22 protein-coding genes are annotated in these 21,235 nt (G+C 68.4%); 12 read left to right on the plus strand and 10 right to left on the minus strand.

Annotated elements, in window-relative coordinates; translation table 11 throughout:
• The first annotated feature begins 49 nt into the window (after positions 1-49).
• Positions 50-1,459, plus strand: coding sequence for a methyltransferase (locus AB0J16_RS04375; RefSeq protein WP_358534507.1), 1,410 nt, complete (start codon positions 50-52; stop codon positions 1,457-1,459).
• A 285-nt stretch (positions 1,460-1,744) separates the two neighbouring features.
• On the opposite strand, the gene AB0J16_RS04380 is transcribed toward AB0J16_RS04375, so the two are convergent.
• From AB0J16_RS04380 to AB0J16_RS04390, 3 genes are all read right to left on the minus strand, one after another.
• Positions 1,745-4,840: a BTAD domain-containing putative transcriptional regulator gene (locus AB0J16_RS04380; protein ID WP_358534509.1), complete on the minus strand. Its 3,096-nt coding sequence runs from the start codon at positions 4,838-4,840 to the stop codon at positions 1,745-1,747.
• 252 nt (positions 4,841-5,092) lie between these two features.
• Complete coding sequence (locus AB0J16_RS04385) at positions 5,093-5,740, minus strand: GNAT family protein (RefSeq protein ID WP_358534511.1); 648 nt, start codon at positions 5,738-5,740, stop codon at positions 5,093-5,095.
• Between the two features lie 141 nt (positions 5,741-5,881).
• Entirely contained in the window at positions 5,882-7,168 is a 1,287-nt protein-coding gene (locus AB0J16_RS04390) for a pyridoxal phosphate-dependent aminotransferase (protein WP_358534513.1), read from the minus strand.
• A gap of 79 nt (positions 7,169-7,247) precedes the next feature.
• Between AB0J16_RS04390 and AB0J16_RS04395 the strand changes: the two genes are divergently transcribed.
• Genes AB0J16_RS04395 through AB0J16_RS04410 form a run of 4 tightly spaced genes read left to right on the plus strand, consistent with a single transcriptional unit; the run spans position 7,248 to position 10,873 of the window.
• Positions 7,248-8,183: a LysR family transcriptional regulator gene (locus tag AB0J16_RS04395; RefSeq protein ID WP_358534515.1), complete on the plus strand. Its 936-nt coding sequence runs from the start codon at positions 7,248-7,250 to the stop codon at positions 8,181-8,183.
• A 12-nt stretch (positions 8,184-8,195) separates the two neighbouring features.
• Positions 8,196-8,867, plus strand: a complete 672-nt coding sequence (locus AB0J16_RS04400) for a ribonuclease HII (RefSeq protein ID WP_358534517.1) — start codon at positions 8,196-8,198, stop codon at positions 8,865-8,867.
• Between the two features lie 57 nt (positions 8,868-8,924).
• On the plus strand, positions 8,925-9,905 hold the full coding sequence (locus AB0J16_RS04405; RefSeq protein ID WP_358534519.1) for an LLM class flavin-dependent oxidoreductase: 981 nt from the start codon (positions 8,925-8,927) through the stop codon (positions 9,903-9,905).
• 59 nt (positions 9,906-9,964) lie between these two features.
• Entirely contained in the window at positions 9,965-10,873 is a 909-nt protein-coding gene (locus AB0J16_RS04410; RefSeq protein WP_358534521.1) for a hypothetical protein, read from the plus strand.
• A gap of 119 nt (positions 10,874-10,992) precedes the next feature.
• Here AB0J16_RS04410 and AB0J16_RS04415 read toward each other — a convergent pair whose 3' ends face one another.
• A complete protein-coding gene (locus AB0J16_RS04415) occupies positions 10,993-12,078 on the minus strand; it encodes an epoxide hydrolase family protein (protein WP_358534523.1) in 1,086 nt (361 codons plus the stop codon).
• Positions 12,079-12,191: 113 nt separating this feature from the next.
• Here AB0J16_RS04415 and AB0J16_RS04420 point away from each other — a divergent pair, with 113 nt between their 5' ends.
• Positions 12,192-12,671, plus strand: a complete 480-nt coding sequence (locus AB0J16_RS04420; RefSeq protein ID WP_358534525.1) for a MarR family transcriptional regulator — start codon at positions 12,192-12,194, stop codon at positions 12,669-12,671.
• Positions 12,672-12,761: 90 nt separating this feature from the next.
• On the plus strand, positions 12,762-13,727 hold the full coding sequence (locus tag AB0J16_RS04425) for a DUF2332 domain-containing protein (protein ID WP_358534527.1): 966 nt from the start codon (positions 12,762-12,764) through the stop codon (positions 13,725-13,727).
• Between the two features lie 23 nt (positions 13,728-13,750).
• On the opposite strand, the gene AB0J16_RS04430 is transcribed toward AB0J16_RS04425, so the two are convergent.
• The gene (locus AB0J16_RS04430; protein WP_358534841.1) at positions 13,751-13,957 is read right to left on the minus strand and encodes a DUF397 domain-containing protein; all 207 of its coding nucleotides are present in this window, start codon (positions 13,955-13,957) and stop codon (positions 13,751-13,753) included.
• A gap of 5 nt (positions 13,958-13,962) precedes the next feature.
• Positions 13,963-14,790, minus strand: coding sequence for a helix-turn-helix transcriptional regulator (locus tag AB0J16_RS04435; RefSeq protein ID WP_358534529.1), 828 nt, complete (start codon positions 14,788-14,790; stop codon positions 13,963-13,965).
• A gap of 264 nt (positions 14,791-15,054) precedes the next feature.
• Here AB0J16_RS04435 and AB0J16_RS04440 point away from each other — a divergent pair, with 264 nt between their 5' ends.
• Both AB0J16_RS04440 and AB0J16_RS04445 read left to right on the plus strand, forming a co-directional pair.
• Entirely contained in the window at positions 15,055-15,333 is a 279-nt protein-coding gene (locus AB0J16_RS04440) for a hypothetical protein (protein ID WP_358534531.1), read from the plus strand.
• Positions 15,330-15,608, plus strand: coding sequence for a hypothetical protein (locus AB0J16_RS04445; RefSeq protein ID WP_358534533.1), 279 nt, complete (start codon positions 15,330-15,332; stop codon positions 15,606-15,608). The genes AB0J16_RS04440 and AB0J16_RS04445 overlap by 4 nt, the downstream gene beginning before the upstream one ends.
• A 318-nt stretch (positions 15,609-15,926) precedes the next feature.
• Here AB0J16_RS04445 and AB0J16_RS04450 read toward each other — a convergent pair whose 3' ends face one another.
• A complete protein-coding gene (locus tag AB0J16_RS04450; protein ID WP_357653417.1) occupies positions 15,927-16,313 on the minus strand; it encodes an SCO5389 family protein in 387 nt (128 codons plus the stop codon).
• A gap of 77 nt (positions 16,314-16,390) precedes the next feature.
• The gene (locus AB0J16_RS04455; RefSeq protein WP_358534843.1) at positions 16,391-17,332 is read right to left on the minus strand and encodes an ArsA-related P-loop ATPase; all 942 of its coding nucleotides are present in this window, start codon (positions 17,330-17,332) and stop codon (positions 16,391-16,393) included.
• A gap of 71 nt (positions 17,333-17,403) precedes the next feature.
• Between AB0J16_RS04455 and AB0J16_RS04460 the strand changes: the two genes are divergently transcribed.
• Together AB0J16_RS04460 and AB0J16_RS04465 are read left to right on the plus strand one after the other, a co-directional pair.
• Positions 17,404-17,961 carry a tetratricopeptide repeat protein gene (locus tag AB0J16_RS04460; protein WP_358534535.1) on the plus strand — a complete coding sequence of 186 codons (558 nt, stop codon included), beginning with the start codon at positions 17,404-17,406 and terminating at the stop codon, positions 17,959-17,961.
• Positions 17,962-18,039: 78 nt separating this feature from the next.
• Positions 18,040-19,248, plus strand: coding sequence for a serine hydrolase domain-containing protein (locus AB0J16_RS04465; protein ID WP_358534537.1), 1,209 nt, complete (start codon positions 18,040-18,042; stop codon positions 19,246-19,248).
• 56 nt (positions 19,249-19,304) lie between these two features.
• Here the strand turns inward: AB0J16_RS04465 and AB0J16_RS04470 are convergent, their stop codons facing one another.
• Both AB0J16_RS04470 and AB0J16_RS04475 read right to left on the minus strand, forming a co-directional pair.
• Positions 19,305-19,547, minus strand: a complete 243-nt coding sequence (locus AB0J16_RS04470; protein WP_358534539.1) for a hypothetical protein — start codon at positions 19,545-19,547, stop codon at positions 19,305-19,307.
• Entirely contained in the window at positions 19,460-19,867 is a 408-nt protein-coding gene (locus AB0J16_RS04475) for a helix-turn-helix domain-containing protein (RefSeq protein ID WP_358534541.1), read from the minus strand. Before AB0J16_RS04475 ends, AB0J16_RS04470 begins: the two co-directional genes overlap by 88 nt.
• Positions 19,868-19,943: 76 nt before the next feature.
• On the opposite strand from AB0J16_RS04475, the gene AB0J16_RS04480 reads away from it, so the two are divergent.
• A complete protein-coding gene (locus tag AB0J16_RS04480; protein ID WP_358534543.1) occupies positions 19,944-21,149 on the plus strand; it encodes an MFS transporter in 1,206 nt (401 codons plus the stop codon).
• Positions 21,150-21,235 lie beyond the last annotated feature (86 nt).

The following is a 21,235-nucleotide window of genomic DNA, read 5'->3' on the forward strand; positions in this document are numbered from 1 at the left end:
CTGTGGGTATCGGATCATGCGCGGGATTCTGCGGTGAAAGGATGGTCTCGTGGAACGACTGCGCGAGCACCTCCTCGAGACCGGCTACTCGATCGACGGCGTCCGCGATCGGCTGGGCGCCATGGCGGCCACGGCCCTGTCCCGCGAGGAGCTGGTCCCGGCTCTGCGCGCCACGGCCGGCGACGACCCGCTGGCCGCGCTGATCCGGCTCTGGTGGCTCGGCGCCGCCGTTCCGGCCGCGCGGTTCCCGGGCGCCGTTCTCGACGAGGCCCTCGCGTCGGGCCTGGTCGCCGCCGAGGGCGAGCACGTACGCGCCACCGTGCACCTCCAGCCCTGGGAGACCGGCGGCTACGTCGTCTCCGATCGCAAGGTACGGCCCGGTGACCCGGCGCTGCGCCCCGACCACGTCGTGGGCGCGGGCGGCGCCTCGGCCAACCTGGCCCAGCTCGTCACCCGCCGCCCGGTCCACCGGGCCCTCGACCTCGGCACGGGCTGCGGCGTACAGGTGCTGCACCTGGCGGACCGCGTCGACGAGATCGTGGCCACCGACCTCAACCCCCGCGCGCTGGAGCTGGCCCGGCTGAGCTGGCGGCTGTCCGGGATCGACTGGGTGGACGCCCGCGCCGGTTCCCTGTTCGAGCCGGTCGAGGGGGAGCTGTTCGACCTCGTCGTCTCCAACCCGCCGTTCGTCATCTCGCCCGGCGGCGAGCTGACCTATCGCGAGACGGGCGCCGATGGCGACGCGTTCTGCCGCGATCTCGTACGACAGACCCCCCGCTTCCTCAATCCGGGCGGCCAAGCCCATTTCCTGGCCAATTGGCTGCACGTGGCGGACGAGGACTGGCGCGACCGGGTCGGCGGTTGGCTCGGCGAGACCGGCTGCGACGCCTGGGTGGTCCAGCGGGACGTGCAGGACCCGGCCGAATACGTCGAGCTGTGGCTGCGGGACGCCGCCGTACAGGGCACGCCCGGCTACACCGAGCACTACGACCGCTGGCTGGCCTGGTTCGACGAGCACAAGGTGCGGGGCATCGGCTTCGGCTGGATCACCATGCGCAACGCGGGCACGCTCGACCCGGTGGTCCGCGTGGAGCAGCTCACCCACCAGGTCACGCTGCCCGTCGGCGACTACGTCGACGACGTTCTCGACTCGATCGCGACCGCCCACCGGGTGCAATTCCTCGACTCGGCCCACCTGCGGACCGTGGCGGGCCTGCTGGACGAGCGCATCGGCCTGCCAGGCGCGGAAGACCCCATGCGCATCGTGCTGCGCCAGACGGACGGCCTGCGCCGCAGCAGGGAGGTCGGCACCGTCGAGGCGGCCCTGGCGGGCGTCTGCGACGGCGACCTCGCCCTCGGCCCGCTGCTCAACGTCATCGCCGAGCTGGTCGGCGACGGGGAGATCCTGCACCCTGACGCCATCCGGCCGCTCATCGCCGAGGGTTATTTCCTGCTTTGATCGGCCGTTGATCGGATGTTGACCCCCCGGGTGGAGGCTTCTCACCAAGACACGAGCCCGGGGGGTTCGAGGCTCGTGTCGGGTCCGGCCGGCCGTCGATGTGAGGCGGCTAGCCGTTACGCGGAGCATCCGGATAACCGGGCCCCCTAGCGACGCGTGACGGTCAGATGGCCGGCCGGGCTAGCAATCCGCGCCACAGGCACGCATCACGGGGGATCCGTGACTCCCAAAGGGACAGCCTTGATCAACCATGTGTGGATGACACGTCTGGACGACGAGCTGTACTCAGGGCTCGACGGGACCGGCGACTGTATCAACGACAGGACCGGCGACCGTATCGACGACAGGACTGACGACAGGACCGGCGACTGTATCGACGACAGGACTGACGACCGGCTCGACGTCGGAGCCGGCGAGGGGCTTGATGATCAAGGCCTTGTCGAGGCGGACCTTGAGGTCGTCCGCCTCGGGAGCGCCGAGCAGCGAGAAGATCTCGAAGGCCTGCCGTAGGCAGTCGTGACTCCTCGTGGCACTGCCCAGACCTTCGAGCGCCTCGCCGAGCACCATCAGCGAGAGCGCCTCGCCATAGGGATGGCCGATCTCTCTCGACACCACCAGCGCCTCTTCCGCGTGCCGTACGGCATCGGGGTAGCGCTTGGCGGCGATGAACGTCTCGGCGAGCCGGGAGCAGACCCGCTGCTCCCACACGCGCTGCTTGCTGGCCCGGAAGAAGGCCAGGCACTCGGCGTGATGGTGGACGGCCTCGGTGATGCGGCCGACCCGCGACAGGACGATGCCCAGGTGGTAGCGGGCGCGGGCGGTGCCGGCGCCGCTGCCGATCTCGGTGAAGATGGCCAGGCCCTTCTCCGCCGCGGCGATCGCGTCCTCGGGGCGGCCCAGGCCGAGATGGTCGCGGGCCGAGTAGCTGAGCACGAGGGCCTCGCCGGCCGGTACGCCGTTCTCGCGATACCAGCGCATCGCCGACTCGAACCAGGTCAGCGCCTCGGCGTGGCGGCGCTGCCGGCCCACGACGACGGCCAGGGCGTTCATCACCTCGCCGGTGACGACCTTCTCCGCGCGCTCGACCGAGAGATCGTGCACGATCCTGAACTGCTCCTCGGCCTGCGTGAGCTTGTTGCTCGCGAACAGCACCCGGCCGAGCACGTAGCGGGCCCGCAACTCGCTGCCGGCGTCGCCGATGCGCCTGGCGGTGGCCAGCACGGCCCGCGTGCCCTGGTCGAACTCGCGGGTGTGGGTGCCCGACTCCAGCAGCGGCTCCATGGCCACCAGCAGGTCACCGGCGGGCAGCAGCGGCTCGGGAGCGCGGGCGGTGGCGGCGGCCTGGTTGATCGCGGCGAACAGCGAGTCGCCCTCGGCGACCAGCCAGGCGACGGCCTCGTTGACGCTGTTGAAAGAGAGCCCGCTGCCGTCCACCTGGAGGTTGTCGGCGATCATGCTGCCCTCGTAGGCCAGCCGGTGCGCCGACTGGGCGGAGGCCAGGTAGAAGCCGAGCAGCCGCCGCAGCGCCATCGTGCGGGCCTGCGGCCGTTCGGACTTCTCCAGCGTCCGGCGGGCGAACAGCTTGAGCAGGTCGTGGAAGCGGTAACGGCCCGGCGCGGGCGCCTCCAGCAGGCTGGCGTCGACCAGCGACTCCAGCAGGTCCTCGCTGGCGAACGCGCTCATCGACAGTACGGCGGCCGCCGCTCCGACCGAGAAGTCGGGCCCGTTGGGCAGCGACAGCAGCCGGAACGCGCGGGCCTGGGCGGTGTCCAGCTGCCCGTAGCCGAGCGCGAACGTCGCCTCGACCGCCAGGTTGCCCACCCGCATCTCGTCCAGGCGACGCTGCTCGTCGGCCAGCCTGGGCACCAGCGAGGCGACCGTCCACGAGGGACGCGCGGCCAGCCGGGCCGCCACGATCCGTACGGCCAGCGGCAGGAACCCGCAGGCGGCGACCACGTCCATGGCGGCGCCGTGCTCGGCCGCCACCCGCTCGGGCCCGGCCACCGAGGCGAACAGCGTCAGGGCTTCGTCCGGATCCATCACATCCAGGTCGAACAGCCGGGCCGAGGGCAGATCGGCCAGCTTGTGGCGGCTGGTGACTATGGCCGCGCAGCCCGAGGAGCCGGGCAGCAGCGGGACGACCTGCTCGGCGTTGTGGGCGTTGTCGAGCAGCACGAGGATGCGTCGTTCGGCGAGCAGCGACCGATAGAGCGCGGACCGCTCGGCCAGCCGCTCCGGGATGACGTCGGACGGCACGCCCAGCGCGCGCAGGAACGCGCCCAGCGCCGATTCGGGCCCGGTCGCCTCGTCGGTGTAGCCGCGCAGGTCGGCGTACAGCTGGCCGTCGGGGAACAGGTCGTCGGCCGCGTGCGCCACGTGCACGGCCAGGGCGGTCTTGCCCACCCCGCCGATCCCGCAGATCGCGGCCACCGGCACGCCCTCGGCCGGCTTCGACGACAGCAGCGTGCGCAGCCGTCCGGCGATGTCCGCGCGCCCGGTGAAGTCGCTCACGGCGGCGGGCAGCTGGGCGGGGCGGGGCAGGTCGAGCGCCGGCGCCCGTTCCTCCGGCGCCTCCTCCTCGGCCACCTCGGCCACGGCCAGCGTGGGGTCGGCGCTCAGGATGCGCTGATGCAGCGCGGTCAGCTCGTGGCCGGGCTCGATGCCCAGCTCCTCGATCAGCGCGTCGCGCGTCTCGGTGAAGACGGCCAGCGCGTCGCCCTGCCGGCCGCACCGGTAGTAGGCCAGCATCAGCTGGGCGCGCAGCCGCTCACGCAGCGGATGCTCGGCCGTCAGCGCGATCAGCTCGGAGACGACCGCGGCGTGCTCACCCAGCTCCAGGTCCAGGTCCATGAGCGTCTCGACCACACTGATCCGGCGCTCGACCAGCCGGCCACGCTGATGCTCGGTGTACGGCCCGACGGCGCCGGCCAGCGGCTCGCCCTCGAACAGCGACAGCGCGCCCCGCAGACCATCGGCGGCCTCCCGCGGCCGGCCGGCCCGGCGCGCGGCCTCGGCCTCATGGATGCCGCGCTCGAACCGGGTCAGGTCCAGCGAATCGTCGGGCAGCCGCAGCGCGTACCCCCGGCCGACGGAGGTCAGCAGCTCGGGCCGCGAACGGGCCGCCCGGCCGGGCTCCAGGACCGTGCGCAACCTGGAGACGTACGTGCGCAGCGCACCGAGGGCTCGCGGCGGCGCGTCCTCGCCCCACACCGCGTCGATCATCTCGGTCGGCGTAACCGCACGGCCTTCCCGCAGGAGCAGCATGGCGAGAATGGAGCGCTGCAGCGGGGTGCCCAGGTCGAGTTCCTGGCCATCGCGCCACGCGCGGACGGGGCCGAGCACGGCGAACCTCAGCCCGCCTTCGCCGCTCTGACCAGTCATGTCGCCTGTCTCCAACGCAATGGAAAGATTTGTTACCAAATGATAGGTCCATCCTTGCGCAACAGATAGGCATCCGCCCATTCGTTAACCGAAGCGTTGATCGGCCTTTAATCGGGTGTTGAGCCACGCGGCGGATGCTGAGGGTCAACAGCGGCATGGCCCCGATAACGCGGGGGCGGCCATGACGCAGGCATATATGGGGCAAACAAGACACAGGCCCCGCCATACGGCGGGGCCTTCACGGATGCTTCCTTATGCTGCCTCGGCCGCGAGGACAAGCCTCTGGGCCAGGCGTTCTCGAATCGCGGGCCATTCCGAGTTCAGGATCGAGTAGTACGCCGTATCTCGGACGGTGTCATCCGCGCCCCTGCATTCCGCCCGGCGTATCCCGTCGAAATGCGCGCCCAAGGCGGCTATCGCGGCCAGGGACCTGTTGTTGCGTACGTCTGACTTGAGCGTGATGCGGTGGACGTTCCACGTCTCGAAGGCGTGCGAGAGCATCAGGTACTTGCTCTCCCGGTTCGCACCCGTGCCCTGGGCGGAGGCGCCCAGCCAGGTGTAACCGATGTCGGCCACGGACGGGACCTCGCCCACCGCGCCCCGCGTACCCGGCGGCCAGGGCATGGGGCCCTGCCAGTACTCCAGGTGCATGAGACGGGTGGCACCGACCACACGGTCGGTGTTCAGCCACCGGACGGCGAAGGGCAGCGTGCGGCCCTCCGCCTGCTCAGCCAGTGCGGCCTCCACATAGGAGACCATCTCGTCCCGGCCGGCCGGGACACGGGTGAAGGCATACGTGGAGCGGTCTTCACTCGCCGCGGCGACGAGGTCGTCGATCACCGCGAGGCTGAGAGGTTCCAGGCGCACGAGGCGCCCGGACAAGGTGACAAGAGCGGGCATGAGCACATGATGGAGGCTGCTCGGTATGGGAGAGAACAGCACTCGCCCACCATTCTTTGCAGCTTGTTGCAACCTGGGTATTCATGCAGGTCAACGGGCCGATTGCGGGGTCTCCGCACCGGCCCGTGGACAAAGTTTCGCCTAACTGTGACATGGCGTCGGCACGAGCGCCGGGTGCCGTTCACGCACCGGGCTCCGCCGCGCCAGCGAGAGCTCTGTCAAGCCCATCGACAGCTGGTCCAGATTGGCCGCGATCCACGGCAGCTGGAGCGGATCCGGGCTGGTCAGCGCGGCCAGTCGCTCCTCCGTGGTGTCCCCGTAGAGCAGGCTCACCGCGACCCGTACCCGCGCGGCGGTGGGATCGTCGCCGAACGCGTGGCCGGGCAGCACGCCGATGCCGTGCTCTTCGAGCAGGAGCCGGGTGATCTCGGCCGAGCCGCCGAGCCGCAGATGGCTCAGGTCCGGGTAGAGATAGAAGCCGCCCTGGGGAATGGGCACCGACGCGCCGATCTCCGTGAACCTGTCGCGCACCGCGCGGGCGAGAGTCCCGTGCAGCCGCTGGCTGCGCAGGATGCGCTCGACCAGCTCGGGCGGGTCGGTGAAGGCGTAGGCGGCGGCTTCCTGCACGGGGGCGGCCGGGGCGGACCAGATCTCGCTCGCCACCGCGAGCAGTCTGGCGCGCAGGTCGTACGCCTCGTCGGGCAGCCTGGCCACGCCGATCCGCCAGCCGCCCAGCGCCAGGCTCTTGCTGAGGCCGGTGGTGACGACCGTGCGCTCGGGCGCCAGGTCCGCGGGCGAGGTGAACGGAAGCAGGGGGTCGTGCAGCAGGTCCCGGTAGATCTCGTCCGAGATGATGTACAGGTCGAGCTCGCGGGCGACCTCCACCAGGCGTTGGATGGTCTGCGGCGGCGCGAGGCGTCCGGTGGGGTTGTCGGGCAGCGTCACGAGCACCGAGCGGACGGTCCTGCCCTGGGCGCGAGCGTGCAGCACGGCCGAGCTCACCCGTTCCGGATCCGGTACGCCGCCCTGTCCCTGTGGGGGCGCGACCATGATCGGACGGGCGCCGACGAGGTCGGCCTGCGCCGCGTAGCTGACCCAGCTGGGCATGGGCAGGACGATGTCGCCGCCGATGGCCAGCAGCACGCCGTACAGCAGTGACTTGCTGCCGGGGCCGCAGACGACCAGCTCGGGGTCGGTGGGGAGTCCCCGTCGTGTCCAGTAGCCCGCCGCCGCGTCCCGCAGGTCGGCCGCCCCCGCGACCGGCCCGTAGCCGTTGCGCTCGGATGCGGCGACCAGCTTGTCGCGCAGCGCCGGGTGGACGGGCAGGCCGGCCTCGCCGAACGCGAGGTGCAGCACCCGTTCCCCGGCGCGCCGTCTTCGCTCGATGTCTTCGTTGGTCGCCAGAGTGGCGGAGAGGGTAACCGTCATGTTTGTCACGTTCCCAGCGTGGTTGGATGAAGGCATCACCACAAGCGAGGCTTTTTGTGGGTGGGCGGAAGGAAGTCCGATGCTCGAATTGCGGCGCTTGGTGCTGATCTGCGAGTTTGCCCGTCGGGGCAGCATCTCGGCGACCGCCGAGTCGTTGGGGTACAGTCCCTCCGCCGTGTCCCAGCAGCTGGCCGCCCTCGAACGCGAGACCGGAACCGCGCTGATCGACCGGACCGCGCGCAGCGCCGAGCTGACCGACGCGGGCCGCCGCCTGGTGATCCACGGCGAACGCATTCTGTCCATGGTCGAAGAGGCCGAATCCGACCTTTCGGCCCACGCGGGCACGCCGTCCGGCCGGGTGGTGGTGACCGCCTTTCCCACGGCGGCGGTCGCGTTCGCGCCCGCGCTGGCCCGCTCGCTGCGCCGCTACACCGAGCTGACGCTCAGGCTCGGGCAGAGCCGGTCGGGTCGGGGCATGCGCGAGGTGCAGGCGGGCGAGGTGGACATCGCGCTCGTCGACGACTGGTACGGGCGGGTCGGCGACAGCGACAGCCTGCGGACGTTCCCGCTGCTGAACGACCCGCTGGTGCTGGTGGTGCCGCGCAAGCACCGGCTGGCCGACCCCGAGGTGCCCCTGGACCTGCGCGAGCTGCGTGACGAGCCGTGGATGGCCACGCCGGACGGGGAGCCGTCGCGCCTCGCGGTCGACCGGCTCTTCGTGGACGTGGGCGGCACCCGGCCGACGCCGTGGGAGTTCGAAGGACTGGGCACGATCCTGTCGCTGGTCGCCAAGGGCATCGGGATCGCCGCCGTCCCCGCGCTCGCGCTGGCCGCCGGCGTGCGCGGCATCGCCGTACGCGAGTTTCCCGGAAATCCGGTGGGCCGCGAGATACGGGCCGTCGCGCGCGGCTCCAGCGTCCACCGGCCGTCGGTGTCGGTGACGCTGCGGGCCATCCACGTCGCCGCGCGCTATCTCGCCGCCGATCTGGATCCGGTATCGCTCGCGGAGCGATAACGTCTGGTGCCCATGGCGCCCACCTATGACATCGAGCACCTGCTGCTCTCCCAGCGCAGCACGACCACGGTCGCGGGCCTCGACGAGGTGGGCCGGGGCGCGTGGGCCGGTCCCGTGACGGTGTGCGCCGTCATCACCGACCTGTCCGACCCGCCCGCCGGGCTGACGGACTCCAAGCAGCTGTCCGCCGCCAAGCGCGGGACGGTAGCCGCCTCCCTGGAGTCCTGGGCAGTCGGCATCGGCTTCGGCGACGCCTCCCACACCGAGGTCGACGAGCTCGGCATGACGGAGGCCCTGCGCCGCGCCGCCCGCCGCGCCCTGGCCGCCCTCCCCATGCGGCCCGACGCGCTGATCCTCGACGGCTCGCACGACTACATCGGGGCTCCGTGGCCGGTACGCCTGGAGGTCAAGGGCGACTCGGCCAGCATCTCGGTGGCGGCCGCCTCGGTCCTGGCCAAGGTACGGCGGGACGCGTACATGGGGACGATCGGGTGCGAGGAGTACGGGTTCGCGGACAACGCCGGCTATCCGTCACCGGTCCACCAGGAGGCGCTGGCCCGGCTGGGGCCTACGGAGCATCATCGGCTGTCGTGGTCGTACCTGGACGATCTGCCTCGCTGGCGGCACCTCAAGCGGCACCGGGATCCGGCGGTGGGTGAGGGGCAGGCGAGCCTCTTCGGTTAGCTTCTTCGGTTGGCCGGGTCGATTGGCTTGGCGCCGGGATCGACCATTATCGATGGAATGCGAATCGGGATTTTTCTCATCGTGGCCCGGTTTCCGGACCAGAAGTCGGAGCAGGTGCTGGCGAGCGCTCTCGACCTGATCGTGGCGGCCGAGGAGGCCGGTTTCGCCGATGCCTGGATCGCCGAGCACCATTTCATGTCGTACGGCGTCTGCCCCTCCGCCACCGTGCTGGCGGCCGTGGCGATCGGCAGGACCAGCCGCATCGGCCTCGGCACCGCCGTGAGCGTACTGTCCACCCAGCACCCGATCGCCCTGGCCGAACAGGCGGCCATGCTGCACCATCTGTCGGACGGCCGCTTCACGCTGGGCGTCGGGAGGGGCGGCCCGTGGGTGGACCTGGAGGTGTTCGGCACCGGGCTGGAGCGCTTCGAGCACGGCTTCGAGGAGTCGCTGGACGTACTGCTCGCCGCGCTCTCCAGGGAGCGGGTGTCGGGGGCGGGGGAGTTCTTCAGCTTCCGTGAAGTGCCCCTGGTCCCACCGGCCAGGCTGCGCCCGGTCCTGGCCTGCACCTCACCGCCGACCGTGGCACTGGCCGCGAAGCGTGGCCTCCCGATGCTGCTCGGCATGCACATCGACGACCGGCAGAAGAGCTCGATGATCGCCATGTACGCGTCTCACGGGGGAACGCCGCAAGCCCACATGGCAGCGGCCGTCGCCCACGTGGCGAACTCCACCGCCGAAGCCCGAAACGAGCTGAAGGAGTCCCTGCCGCGCTGGCTGACGCCCGGCCTGGCCGGCTACGTACCGGTGGACAACAGAGAACCACCATTACGGGATATTTCGGCATACGCAGACTTCCTGACCCGCGTCCACCCGGTCGGCTCACCGGCCCACTGCGTGGAGTCCATCCTGCGCACCTCGGAAGCCACCGGCATCCAACATCTCATCCTCATGGTCGAGGGAATGGGCGACCACCAGCGCACTCTGGAGAACATCCGCCGCCTTGGGGAAGAGGTGCTACCTCAGGTCACCGGCTGAGGGCCGAAAGGAGGCGAAAGATCATCACTTTACGTGCTCTTGATGTAACAATGAGTGTCATGCCGTCCCCCCGACATGACACTCTCATCAAGCTGTTCGCCGATCGCCCTCAACTGGCGGTGGAGATCCTGCGTGACTTCCTGGGGGCGGACCTGCCCGCCACTCCGCTGATCCGGCGGGAGGCGAGCACCTTCAACACTCGCCCTTCCGACGACATCGAGGCCGACCTGGTCCTCGTGCTGGGCCCACCACAATCGCCCGTCCACGCCATCATCGTGGAGATCCAGCAGGACAAGTCCAAGGATCCCCGGCAGCTCGCCCGCTACGCCGCCGCCCTGTGGCTCATGCTGGGCTGTGACGTCTCGGTCCTGGTCATCTGCCCCGACCGCAAAGTCGCCGAGCACTACGCGCAGCCGATCGAGTCCGGGCTGACCGGCTTCCGCCTGCGGCCCTGGGTGCTGGGGCCGGACGGCATCCCGGCCATTACCGATCCCCAAGAGGCCGCCGCCCACCTGGACCTTGCCGCCATGTCGGTCATGGTCCACGGACGCGACCGCAAGGTCATCGAGGCGTTCACCGCCGCGCTGCCGGACGTGACCGACGAACACGCTCCGGATTACTATGAATACGCTTACGACATGTCCACGCCCGAGATCCGCCACCTCATGGAGGAGATCATGAAGTCCGCGTCCACCAGATGGCCGGTCTACAGCCCCTTCGCCCGCGAGCATTTCGGTCGTGGCAAAGCAGAAGGCAAGGTCGAAGGCAAGGCAGAGGGCCGAACAGAAGGTAAAGCGGAAGAGGCCGCCAGATCGGTGCTGCTCGTGCTCGCCACCCGCGACTTCCATGTCCCCGACGACATTCGCACCCAGATCACCACCTGCACAGACCTCGCCCAACTCGAAACCTGGCTCACTCGCGCGGTCACCGCCCAGGCCCTCCAAGATCTGTTCAACGAAGTGGGCTGAGTGCCCGGCCGCCTGGTCGGCGCCGGCTCGACTACCTGCTCCCTGCCATGACTTGATCGGATCCCGGGCTCTGGGCTGGAGTGTCACCGAGAGTACTAACGGCTGGGGTACCGGTAGCCCTACTCGATGCGGGTCAGGAAGAAGTCCCGGACGTCCTCGGCGAGCAGTTCCGGCACCTCCATCGCGGCGAAGTGGCCGCCACGCTCGAACTCCGACCAGTGCCTGATGTCGTACAGCCGCTCGGCCAGCGGCCGCACCGACTGCGTGATGTCGTGCGCGAACACCGCCACGCCGACCGGCACTGGGCACGATACGCCCTGCCCCCGCGGAGCATCGTGGTGCAGCCGTGCCGAGGAGGCCGCGGTGGCGGTCAGCCAGTACAGCGAGATGTCGGTGAGCATCCGATCGTCGCTGACCGGCGTGCGCGGGTCGGTCCACTGCGCGAAGCGCTCGGCGATCCAGACCAGCTGGCCGACCGGCGAGTCGGTCAGGGCGTAGCCGATGGTCTGGGGGGTGAGGGCCTGCAGCGCCTGGTACGGCGGACGATTCGCCATCAGCCGCCGGACCTTGTCCAGCCGGGCTTCGTCCGTTGCGGAAAGTTCGACGTCGGCGTCCGGGTCCGGCCGGGTCGGCAGGTAGTTGACGTGCACGCCGACGACCTGCTCGGGCGCCACCGCGCCGAGCGCCAGGGAGATGCCCGCGCCGAAGTCGCCGCCCTGCGCGCCGTAACGCTCGTACCCGAGACGGTGCATCAGCTCGGCCCAGGCCCGCGCGACCCGGACGGCATCCCAGCCGCGCTCGTGGGTCGGCCCGGAGAAGCCGTACCCCGGGATGGAGGGGATCACCAGGTGGAACTCGCGCGACAGCGGCTCGATCACGTCGAGGAACTCCAGGAACGAGCCGGGCCAGCCGTGGGTGAGGATCAGCGCGAGCGCGTCCGGCTTCGCGGACCGGACGTGGACGAAGTGGATGTTCTGGCCCTCGATCTCGGTGGTGAAGTGCGGGAGCTTGTTGAGCTCGGCTTCGTGCTCGCGCCAGTCGTACTTGGTCCGCCAGTGTTCGGCGAGCTCCTTGAGCCGCGCCAGCGGGAAGCCGTAGTCCCACCCGGCGTCGGCGACCTCGTTGGGCCAGCGGGTGCGGGCGAGCCGGTCGGCCAGGTCGTCGAGGTCGGCTTGGGGGATGTCGATGCGGAACGGCTTGATCATGTTCTCAGCTCCAGCGGGATTCATTCAGCCGCCAAACGTTCGGACGACTAACGTTTACGTCTCGAACGATAGCACAATCATTAGTGGGCCGAACGATTCGTTAGACTTGTCACATGGAGAACCCATCCGAGGACACGCCCACCCGATGGGCGGGCCTGCCCAGCTGGCTGCTCAGCCAGACCGCCAACCACGCGCACCGCCTGGTGGGCGACGGGTTCTCGTCCGTCGGCGCCCGCGGATACCACTACCGCCTGCTGGCGACGCTGGAGGAGGCCGGCCCGGCCAGCCAGGCCGCGCTGGGCCGCCGTGGCGGCATCCACCTGAGCGACATGGTCGCGACCATCAACGAACTCGCCGACAGCGGACTGGTCGAGCGCGCCCCGGACCCGTCCGACCGGCGGCGCAACATCATCTCGCTGACATCGGCGGGGAAGCGGCAACTGCGGCGGCTGGAGAAGCGGCTGGCCGAATCCCAGGACGAACTGCTGGCTCCACTGTCACCCGAGGAGCGACAGCAGTTGGCCGGGCTGCTGTCCAGGCTGTTGGATCACCACAACGGGCGAACCGGCACCCCTGAAGAGCCGTGGCGTTGACAGCGGCTCGATCCGCCCTCGATCGCCGGTTTCAATTAGTCGTGTGGAATGCTGTCCGGCCCAAGGGAAGGGCGGACCATCGTGCACGGGATGGGCGAAACGAGTACGGCGGAGCGGTACCGAAAGTTCGGGGAGATGGAGGCTCGGGGCCACTCGTCCAGCTATGAGCAGCTATGCATGGGCGTCGGCGCAGACGCCGAACTTCTGGCCCTGATCGATACGCTGCCGACGGCCAAACGACAACCCAACCTCCTGTTCGGCGCGGTCCGGTTCCTGGGCGGTCCAGTGCATGACTATGGGGCGTTTCGCATCTGGGTGCTCGAGCATTGGGCGGAGGCCGGCTCCGAGATGCTGGCCCGCAGTACCCAGACCAATGAGCCGGGCCGGTGTGCGACGCTGCTGCCGCTTCTGGCGCGTCTGCCGCAGCCACTGGCATTGATCGAGGTCGGCGCCTCGGCCGGACTGTGCCTTTACCCGGACCGTTACAGCTACCGCTTCGATGACCGACCCGCCCTGGGTCCAGTCAGCCCGGTCATGTTGACCTGCCGGACCAGCGGAGCGGTACCGATCCCACAGCAAGTGCCGTCGGTGGTGTGGCGGGCCGGGATCGACCTGAACCCTCTCGACGTCGCTGATGCCGATCAGTTGCGCTGGCTGGAGGCGCTGGTCTGGCCCGAGCAGCAAGATCGGCTGGTACGGCTACGCGCCGCGACTCAGATCGCGCGCGCCGAACCGCCCCACCTCGTTCAGGGTGATCTGAATGCCACCATCGCCGGCCTGGTCGGACAGGCGCCGCCGGACGCCACGCTGGTCGTATTCCACAGCGCGGTTCTGGCCTACTTGCCGCAGGACGAACGCGATCGGTTCGTCGAGACGATGCGTGGCTTGCCCGCCCGGTGGATCTCCAACGAGGCGCCCACCGTATTGCCTGGCGTGGCCGCTCGGCTGACCCGTAGCCCATCAACCGACCGCAGTGCGTTCGTCCTGGCCCTGGACGAAGAGCCGGTCGCTTTTACCGGACCACACGGCCAGTTCCTGGACTGGTTGCCAGAATGAACCGATTTGCCGGGGACGGACGATCAGCCTAGCTGGTCGAATTCGCCGTCCTTGGCGCCGCCCAGGAAGGCCCTCCACTCGTCGGGCGTGAAGGTGAGTACGGGGCCGCCACGGTCCTTGCTGTCGCGGACGGCGACGATTCCGGAGATGTTACTTGCGACCTCTACGCACTGGCCGCCGTTTGAGCCAGACCGGGAACTCTTCCGCCAGACGGCCCCGGACAAGTCAATGCCGCTCAGGTCTGCTGCTTCCATTGGTTCCGCGCTTCCTCGATCATCTGTAGAGACGGACCAGGGCGGAGCGCCTCTGTGCGTAGTTTGTCATAGATATCCCAGATCAGAGAAACGAGTTTATGGTCTGCCGAGACTTCCGCCTTCGTTGCGGAGTCTACTGAGACAGTGGTCGGGGCGTCGGAAAGCTCGGCAATCGTGAACGCGGACATCAGGCCTGTCGTGCAGGTGGTGTCATAGGGGACGATCTGTATCGTTACGTTGGGGAGTTCTCCAGCGGTGAGCAGGTAATCAAGCTGATCCCCCATGACCTTGGCGCCCCCGATGGGGCGACGAAGCACCCACTCGTCCAAGAGCACGAGCAAAGTGGGCGACTTGTCTCGCTGAAGTATTCCCCTACGTCGCATTCGCGCATCAATCTTGTCTTGTATGTCCTGCTCAGAAACGAATAGGCCACCGCGAAAGACGGCTCGCGCGTATGCCTCCGTCTGGAGGATGCCGGGGATCTGGAGAGGGTCCCAACTTCGGAGCATCCGTGCATAGGGCTCGATTTCCTCTGTCCAACCGATGTACCAGTCGGGGCCGGTGGGAGAGGTGATATTGCGGCATAGGCGTTTGAACCGGTCACCTGTCCCGAAGACCTCATCACACCCTGCGGCAAGGTCAGGCTTCGGGGTCCTGTCGCCTTTTTCAAGATGCGCTATGAGTGATGACGAGCAGCCCAGGTGTTTACCCAGCCGGATTTGCGTCATGCCCGCCTCCTTGCGAACACGGGCGAGCTCCTTGCCAAAGCGCTGAGCTGCCGTCAGGCGCGGGTCAAGATCGTTGGCCATGATCTTCCTCCACCTGTGTCCTCCCAAAGCGTGACGCATCTTTGACAAGTATTGACGGCCAGTTCCTCTCGTGGGGGCTTTTTGGGTCTTAATTGTGCGCCACCTTCGTCTACTGCACAAGTTTCTACCGAGGCATTCTGAAGGCTCAAGGGGTTAGGTCTGAGTTCGGCCATGACAATGAATGGACAATTCGGTCATGAAGCTGGGGCTATCGCGACAGGCCAAGATCTCAAATGGATGGCCTCAGGGATGCGGCGGTGATCTGTGGACGGTGTCTTGTTCGATGCGCAAGAGCAGTTCGTTCGGCTCTGGCAGCTTGGGTTGGGGCTGTCGGATCTCGGCGAGAACGTCGCCGTCGACCTTCGGCGCGGGAAGTGTCCCGTGCTGTTGGTGATTTATCAGCCGTTTCCGCTGCGAGTGCGAGCGAAGCTATACAAAGGCGAGCGGGTCTTCGCGTGGGGTTGGATGCCTTGGTGCCGAATGCCAGTTTTGGAAGACGTGGCGGTTTCGGCGGAACGGCTTCTCAAGCTGGTGGCCCGGTGAATATCTGGGGCGCGGATGAGGACGGCTTCTTCGTGTGGGCTGCCACGGACGGCCACGGGCGCGGCTCAGGTGGAGTCACCGGGACTGGTCTGAAAGCCGCTTCACAGCTGTACGACGCGATCAGCGCTCTGGAGGGCGACGCGGTCGGTTCCATGAACGTGGTCCATCTCGACCGCTACGCGCGTCAACCGTCTTACATCTACGGGCCGGTAGTCCTGCGCATCCGCCGAGACAAAGCGACGGGCGAAATCAGCCTCAGCCCCAGTGGCAACTGACACACCCAAAGCCGCCCGGTGCTGGAGACTGAGCCCCGCCGGAGGCGGGGTCACATCTGTACTGGTCTGTACCTGGCATACGGCGAGCCCAGCGGGCCAACGGCACGCAGTGCGGTGACCAGCCCGGGGGGGTTCCCAAAGGGCTTGTAAGTCAAGCTTGACCGAGGAAGCGTGATCGCGAGCCAACGGAGGCGGGTCGCCGTGGACTCAGCCGATGTACGGCTCCACGCGTTCTAGGCGCAGCGAGAATGCCGTACACGGAGACGTTGACCAGCATGTCAGCGGCGGGCCGGGAGGACCGGCCCGCCATGGATGGAGCTAGCAGTCCACCAGCTCCGGCTTCTGGTTGAGGATCTGTGCGCGCGGAGTGACGAACTCCCGCAAGGCGTCGGAGGCCGACGGAGCGAACACCGCCACCCGGTGGCAGTTCTGGAAGGCCAGGCGGACGCTGAAGTGGCGCTCCAGCGCGCCGCGCATCGAGTCGCTGGCCAGGCAGCGCAGGAGCTGGCCCCGGGCCTCCTCGCTCGGCGGTGGTACCTGGTTGTCGGCGAAGTCGGCGCCGGTCCGGTCGCGCTGCTGGACCAGCTCGCTGATCACCGACCAGGCGTACGGCAGGGATTCGCGGACGCAGGCGATGAACGCCGCGTCGTCGACCTCGCCGGCTCTGGCCTGATCGAGTAGATCGTTCGGAACGGTCAGCGACATGATGTCTCCTCTCAACGGGGATTGATGCGAACGCTAGGCGGGGCCGGTGAGGGCTTCCAGATGACCGGAGGGGACAGTCATGTGGTGGCTCGGCTGCCGTAGACGAACTCCGGGTCGATCTGGTCGGCCAGGTCGAGGCCGGTCTTGGCGTTGGCCCAGGAGCGGGCGTTGCGCAGGTGGAACTCCTCGGTCTGGCGGCCGAAGCGGGCCCAGTCCTTGTCCTGCGCGTCGAGGTGTTTGCGCAGGATGGCCAGCGCGTCGGCGTTGGCGGGCTCGAGGTCGTCGAGGGAGAAGCGGCGGCCCTGCTCCATCGCGCGTACGGCGGAGGAGTGCTCCATCCACGTGAGCAGGCCGTCGCCCACCTGGCTGTGCAGGAAGTCGACGTCGGACGGGCTGTGCACCTTGTTGCCGATCACGGCCAGCGGCACGTCGTAGTCGGCGGCGTAGTCGCGGTATTGCCGGTAGACGCTGACGCCCTGCCTGGTCGGCTCCGCGACGAGGAACGTCAGGTCGAAGCGGGTGAACAGGCCGGAGGCGAAGGAGTCGGACCCGGCGGTCATGTCGACCACCACGTATTCGCCCGCGCCGTCGACCAGGTGGTTGAGCAGCAGCTCGACGGCTCCGACCTTGGAGTGGTAGCAGGCCACGCCCAGGTCGTCCTCGCTGAAGGGGCCGGTGGCCATCAGCCGCATGCCCTCGGGCGTGGTGACCGCGAACTCGCTGGTCGCCAGGTCCTTGAAGCTCAGCAACCGGGAGCCGCGGCCCGGCGGGGTTGTCTTGACCATGGCCTGGGCCGAGGGGATGCGCGGGTTGTCTCCCCGCAGCAGGTCCTTGATCTCGGTGATCCGGGAGCCCAGTGGCTCCGGCGGGTCCTCGACGCCGAGCACCAGCGCCAGGTGCTGGTTGATGTCGGCGTCCACGATCACCACCGGGCCGCCCTGGCTCGCCAGATATCTGGCGAACAGCGCCGACATCGTCGTCTTGCCGCTGCCGCCCTTGCCGACGAACGCCACTTTCATAAGCACCCTCCGATTATGACTATGAAAACCGTTACCGTTTCATCTCGCACTCATCATGGCACACTGAGTGCGTGAGTGACGACGAATCGGCGCAGGCGGCGGGGCTACGCACGGCGGCCGTCGAGGCGACCACGATCGCGACGGCGGGCGAGCGAGACGACGAGCTGGCGCGGGCTGTGGAGTTGCGTGCGGGGGGCAAGCGGGAGGAGGCTCGCGAGCTGCTGGTGGCGCTGGCCGCGCGGTATCCCGATGACGCGGAGGTGGCCTACCAGACCGCGTGGGTGCACGACGCGCTCGGGCTGGAGGCCGAAGCGGTTCCGTTCTACGTGCGCGCGCTGGCGGATGACGGGCTGAGCGCCGAGGACCGGCTGGGCGCCTTCCTCGGGCTGGGCAGCACCTACCGAGTGCTGGGTCGGGTGGCGGAGTCGCTGGAGACGTTCGAGCGCGGGCTGGCGGAGTTTCCCGGCGACGCGGGGTTGCGGACGTTCAACGCCATGGCGCTCTACAACTCCGGCCGGGCTCGCGAGGCCGTCAGTACGCTGCTCTCGGTCGTCGCCGAGTCAGACCGGGCGGGCGGCTACGCCAGGGCCATCTCCTATTATGCCGAGAACCTGGACGAGACGATCTGAGGATCGCGCCCAGCTTTTCGCCGGTGTCGCAGGGCGTGGAAACGGCCGGGAAACAGGCCGCCGAGTTCGATCACCTTCATGACCGCGAACCAACCGTCACGACGTACCGCGATCGGCCTGCTGGGGGCGGTTCCCCTCGCCACGGGAGCCGCTCGGGCGCAAACGCCCCGTATCCCCGACGCCGTCCGGCCCGGAGGATCCTTCGACAAGCACATCGCCCAGCTCGCCGCCGACGACAAGTTCTCCGGAACCGTGCTGATCAGCTATCGCGGCAAGCCCGTGCTGTCGCGCGCCTACGGAATGGCTGACAAGGAAAAATCCATCCCCAACCGGGTGGACACCATCTACCCGCTGGCCTCGGCATCCAAGCCGTTCACCGGCCTGGCCATCGTGCAGCTCGCGCAACAGGGCAAGCTGAAGTTCCACGAGAAGCTGGGCACTTATCTCGACGGCTACCCGGCCGAGACGGCGAACACCGTCACCGTCCACAACCTGCTCACCCACACCTGCGGTCTGGGCGATCCCACCCGCGACGACGACATTTCCACGACGATTCACTACAGCATCGCCGAGCAACTCGCCGCCATGAGAAAACGCCTCCAGTCACAGGAACCCGCCTTCCCTCCCGGCGTCAAACACCAGTACAGCAGCGCCGGTTACGAGGTCCTCGGTGAGATCGTCGCCCGAGTGTCGGGGCAGACCTTCTGGGACTATGTCCGTGACCACATCTTCCGCCCGGCCGGCATGACGGATTCCCTTTACTACATCCGCCCCCAATGGCTGGGCAGCGAACGTTTCGCGCACCCGTACATGTACCAGAGCGACGGCTCCCGCATCGACGGCCTCCGCAACCTCGACAAGGGCGGCTCACGAGGCGTCGCGGGAACCAATTCGGCGCGCAGCTACATCGGCACAGGAGGCGGGAATGGCTTCTCCACGGCACCTGACCTGGTCCGCTTCGCGCATGCCCTGCTGAGCAACAAGCTGCTCAACCCGGCCTACACCGCCCTCTACGTGAACGCGAAATTCCCACCCGCTCCTCTCGCAGGCAGCCCGCCCCGCCCCGGCGGATACGAGTCCCTCATGGCGTACGGCCCCATCTCCGGTATTTTCCACAACCAGCGGGTGATAAGCCACGGTGGCGGAATAGCGGGCGGCAACACCAACTGGTCCGTCTACCTCGACATGAACTGGACCTCGGCCATTCTCTGCAATTACGACCTGAACCCCGCCGACTTCGCCGCGCTCATCGACCTGGAAAGGCGGGCCATCACCGGTGTGACGTGATGGATCACGACGGCTAAAGGGCATGGCCGCCAGGACAGTCGCGCATCACCGTCGTTTCAGCGGGGGCGGAGGCCGTCGAGGGCGACCTCGATGTACCGCCGCCAATCGCCCGCGGCGTTGCGGATGACCGCCGCCAAGCCGCAGATGACCATGTTGACGTCCCCGGTCGTCACATCCTGGCCGACCGTGCCGCGCGCCCGCGCCCGGTCGATCAGCTCCGCGACGATGGCGAGCAGCGCCTCCCGAGTCTCGTCCCGTGGCTCGGTCGAGCCCATGGCCTTCTCGATGACCTCGGACATGCCGCGATCGTCGGCCAGTACCTCACCACATGGCGCAGAAATCCGGCCAAGCCGTGAGCCGGATCGTCCGCGTCGGCGAGTCGGCGTGCGGCGGCGATGAGGTCGGCGGCCCGGTGCTCGGCGATGGCCTCGATCAGGGCCTCCCGCGTCGGGAACTTGCGGTAGAGGGTCCCGATGCCGACGCCCGCCGCCCGTGCGATCTCCGACATCTGCACGTCGTAGCCGGACTCGGCGAACAACGCGCGAGCCGCCTCCAGGACGCGATCTCGATTGCGCTCGGCGTCGGTACGCGTCTTGCGGCGGGTCTGCGGAGTTGACATCCCAAACGATCCTCTGCCTAGACTTCATGCGGAATCCGGATTCCTTATTCCGTATTATGCATGAGAGGTCAACACCATGGCGGCGTTCTCATCAGGTTCAAAGCGGCAAGCCCTGCTGGTGTGGGGGTTGCTGGTGGTGGCGGCGAACCTACGGCCGAGCTTGACCGGTGTCGGGCCGTTGCTGGATCGCGTACAAGCCGATCTGGAGTTGGCTCCGGCTGCGGCGGGTCTGCTGAGCACGCTGCCGTTGCTGGCGTTCGCCGCGATATCGCCGATGGTTCCGCGACTGGCGGCGCGATGGGGACCCGAGCGGCTCCTCTGGGGTGCGCTCGTGGTGCTGACGCTCGGGATCGCGGTCCGATGGATACCGACGGCAATCGGGCTGTTCGCGGGAACCGTGCTGACCGGGGCGGGAATCGCTGTCGGCAATGTGTTGCTGCCGAGCCTGATCAAGCGCGACTTTCCTGCCAGAGTGGGACTGCTGACCAGCGCGTACGCCACTGTGATGGGGGCCGTCGCCGCGGTGGCCTCCGGGGTGGCGGTGCCGATCAGCCAGGTCGCCCCCGGCGGTTGGTACACCGCGTTGGGTTGCTGGATCGTGCTCGCGCTGGTGGCCGTCGTGCTGTGGTTTCCACAGGTGCGAACTCCGCGGCCGGCCTCGGAGGCGATTCGCCGACCCCGGTTGCCGTGGAGGTCGGCGCTGGCGTGGGCGGTCACGGCGTTCATGGGATTGCAGTCGCTGGGCTTCTATGTCGTCGTGACGTGGTTGCCTCAGGTGTTCCAGGACAGTGGAGTGAGTGCGGCCACGGCGGGCTGGCTGCTGTTCGTGTTCCAGATGGTCGCGGTGTTGACCAGCCTGGCGGTGCCCGCCGCGCTGCGGTGGGCACGTGATCAACGCGCGGTGGCGACGGTGAGCTCGGTCGTTGTGCTCGTCGGCTACCTGGGACTTTTGGTGGCGCCGGGATGGGCGTTGCTGTGGAGCGTCGTTCTCGGGCTGGGTGGCGGAGCCTGTCTGGTGCTCGCATTGGCCTTCCTCAGCCTGCGAGCCAAGGACGCGACCATGGCGGGCGCGTTGTCCGCGATGGCGCAGTCGATCGGGTACCTGCTGGCCGCCGCGGGACCGGTGATTTTCGGGCTGCTCCACACCGTCAGTTCCGGCTGGCAGGTACCGATCATCCTGATGTGCGGCGCTGCGGCCGGCCAGGTGATCGTCGCAATGATGGCTGGCCGAGGCACGGTGCCGCCGGCCGACGGTCAGGCACCTCACAGGAGTACCGGTTGACGGTGGCCGCCGACGGCACCGTACTGAGACAAGATCATGCAGTTGTGGGAGTGGAAACTGGCCCTCCGCAGCGGGCGAGGAGTGAC

This window comes from Nonomuraea sp. NPDC049750 (genome assembly GCF_040659625.1).
Classification (GTDB): Bacteria; Actinomycetota; Actinomycetes; order Streptosporangiales; family Streptosporangiaceae; genus Nonomuraea.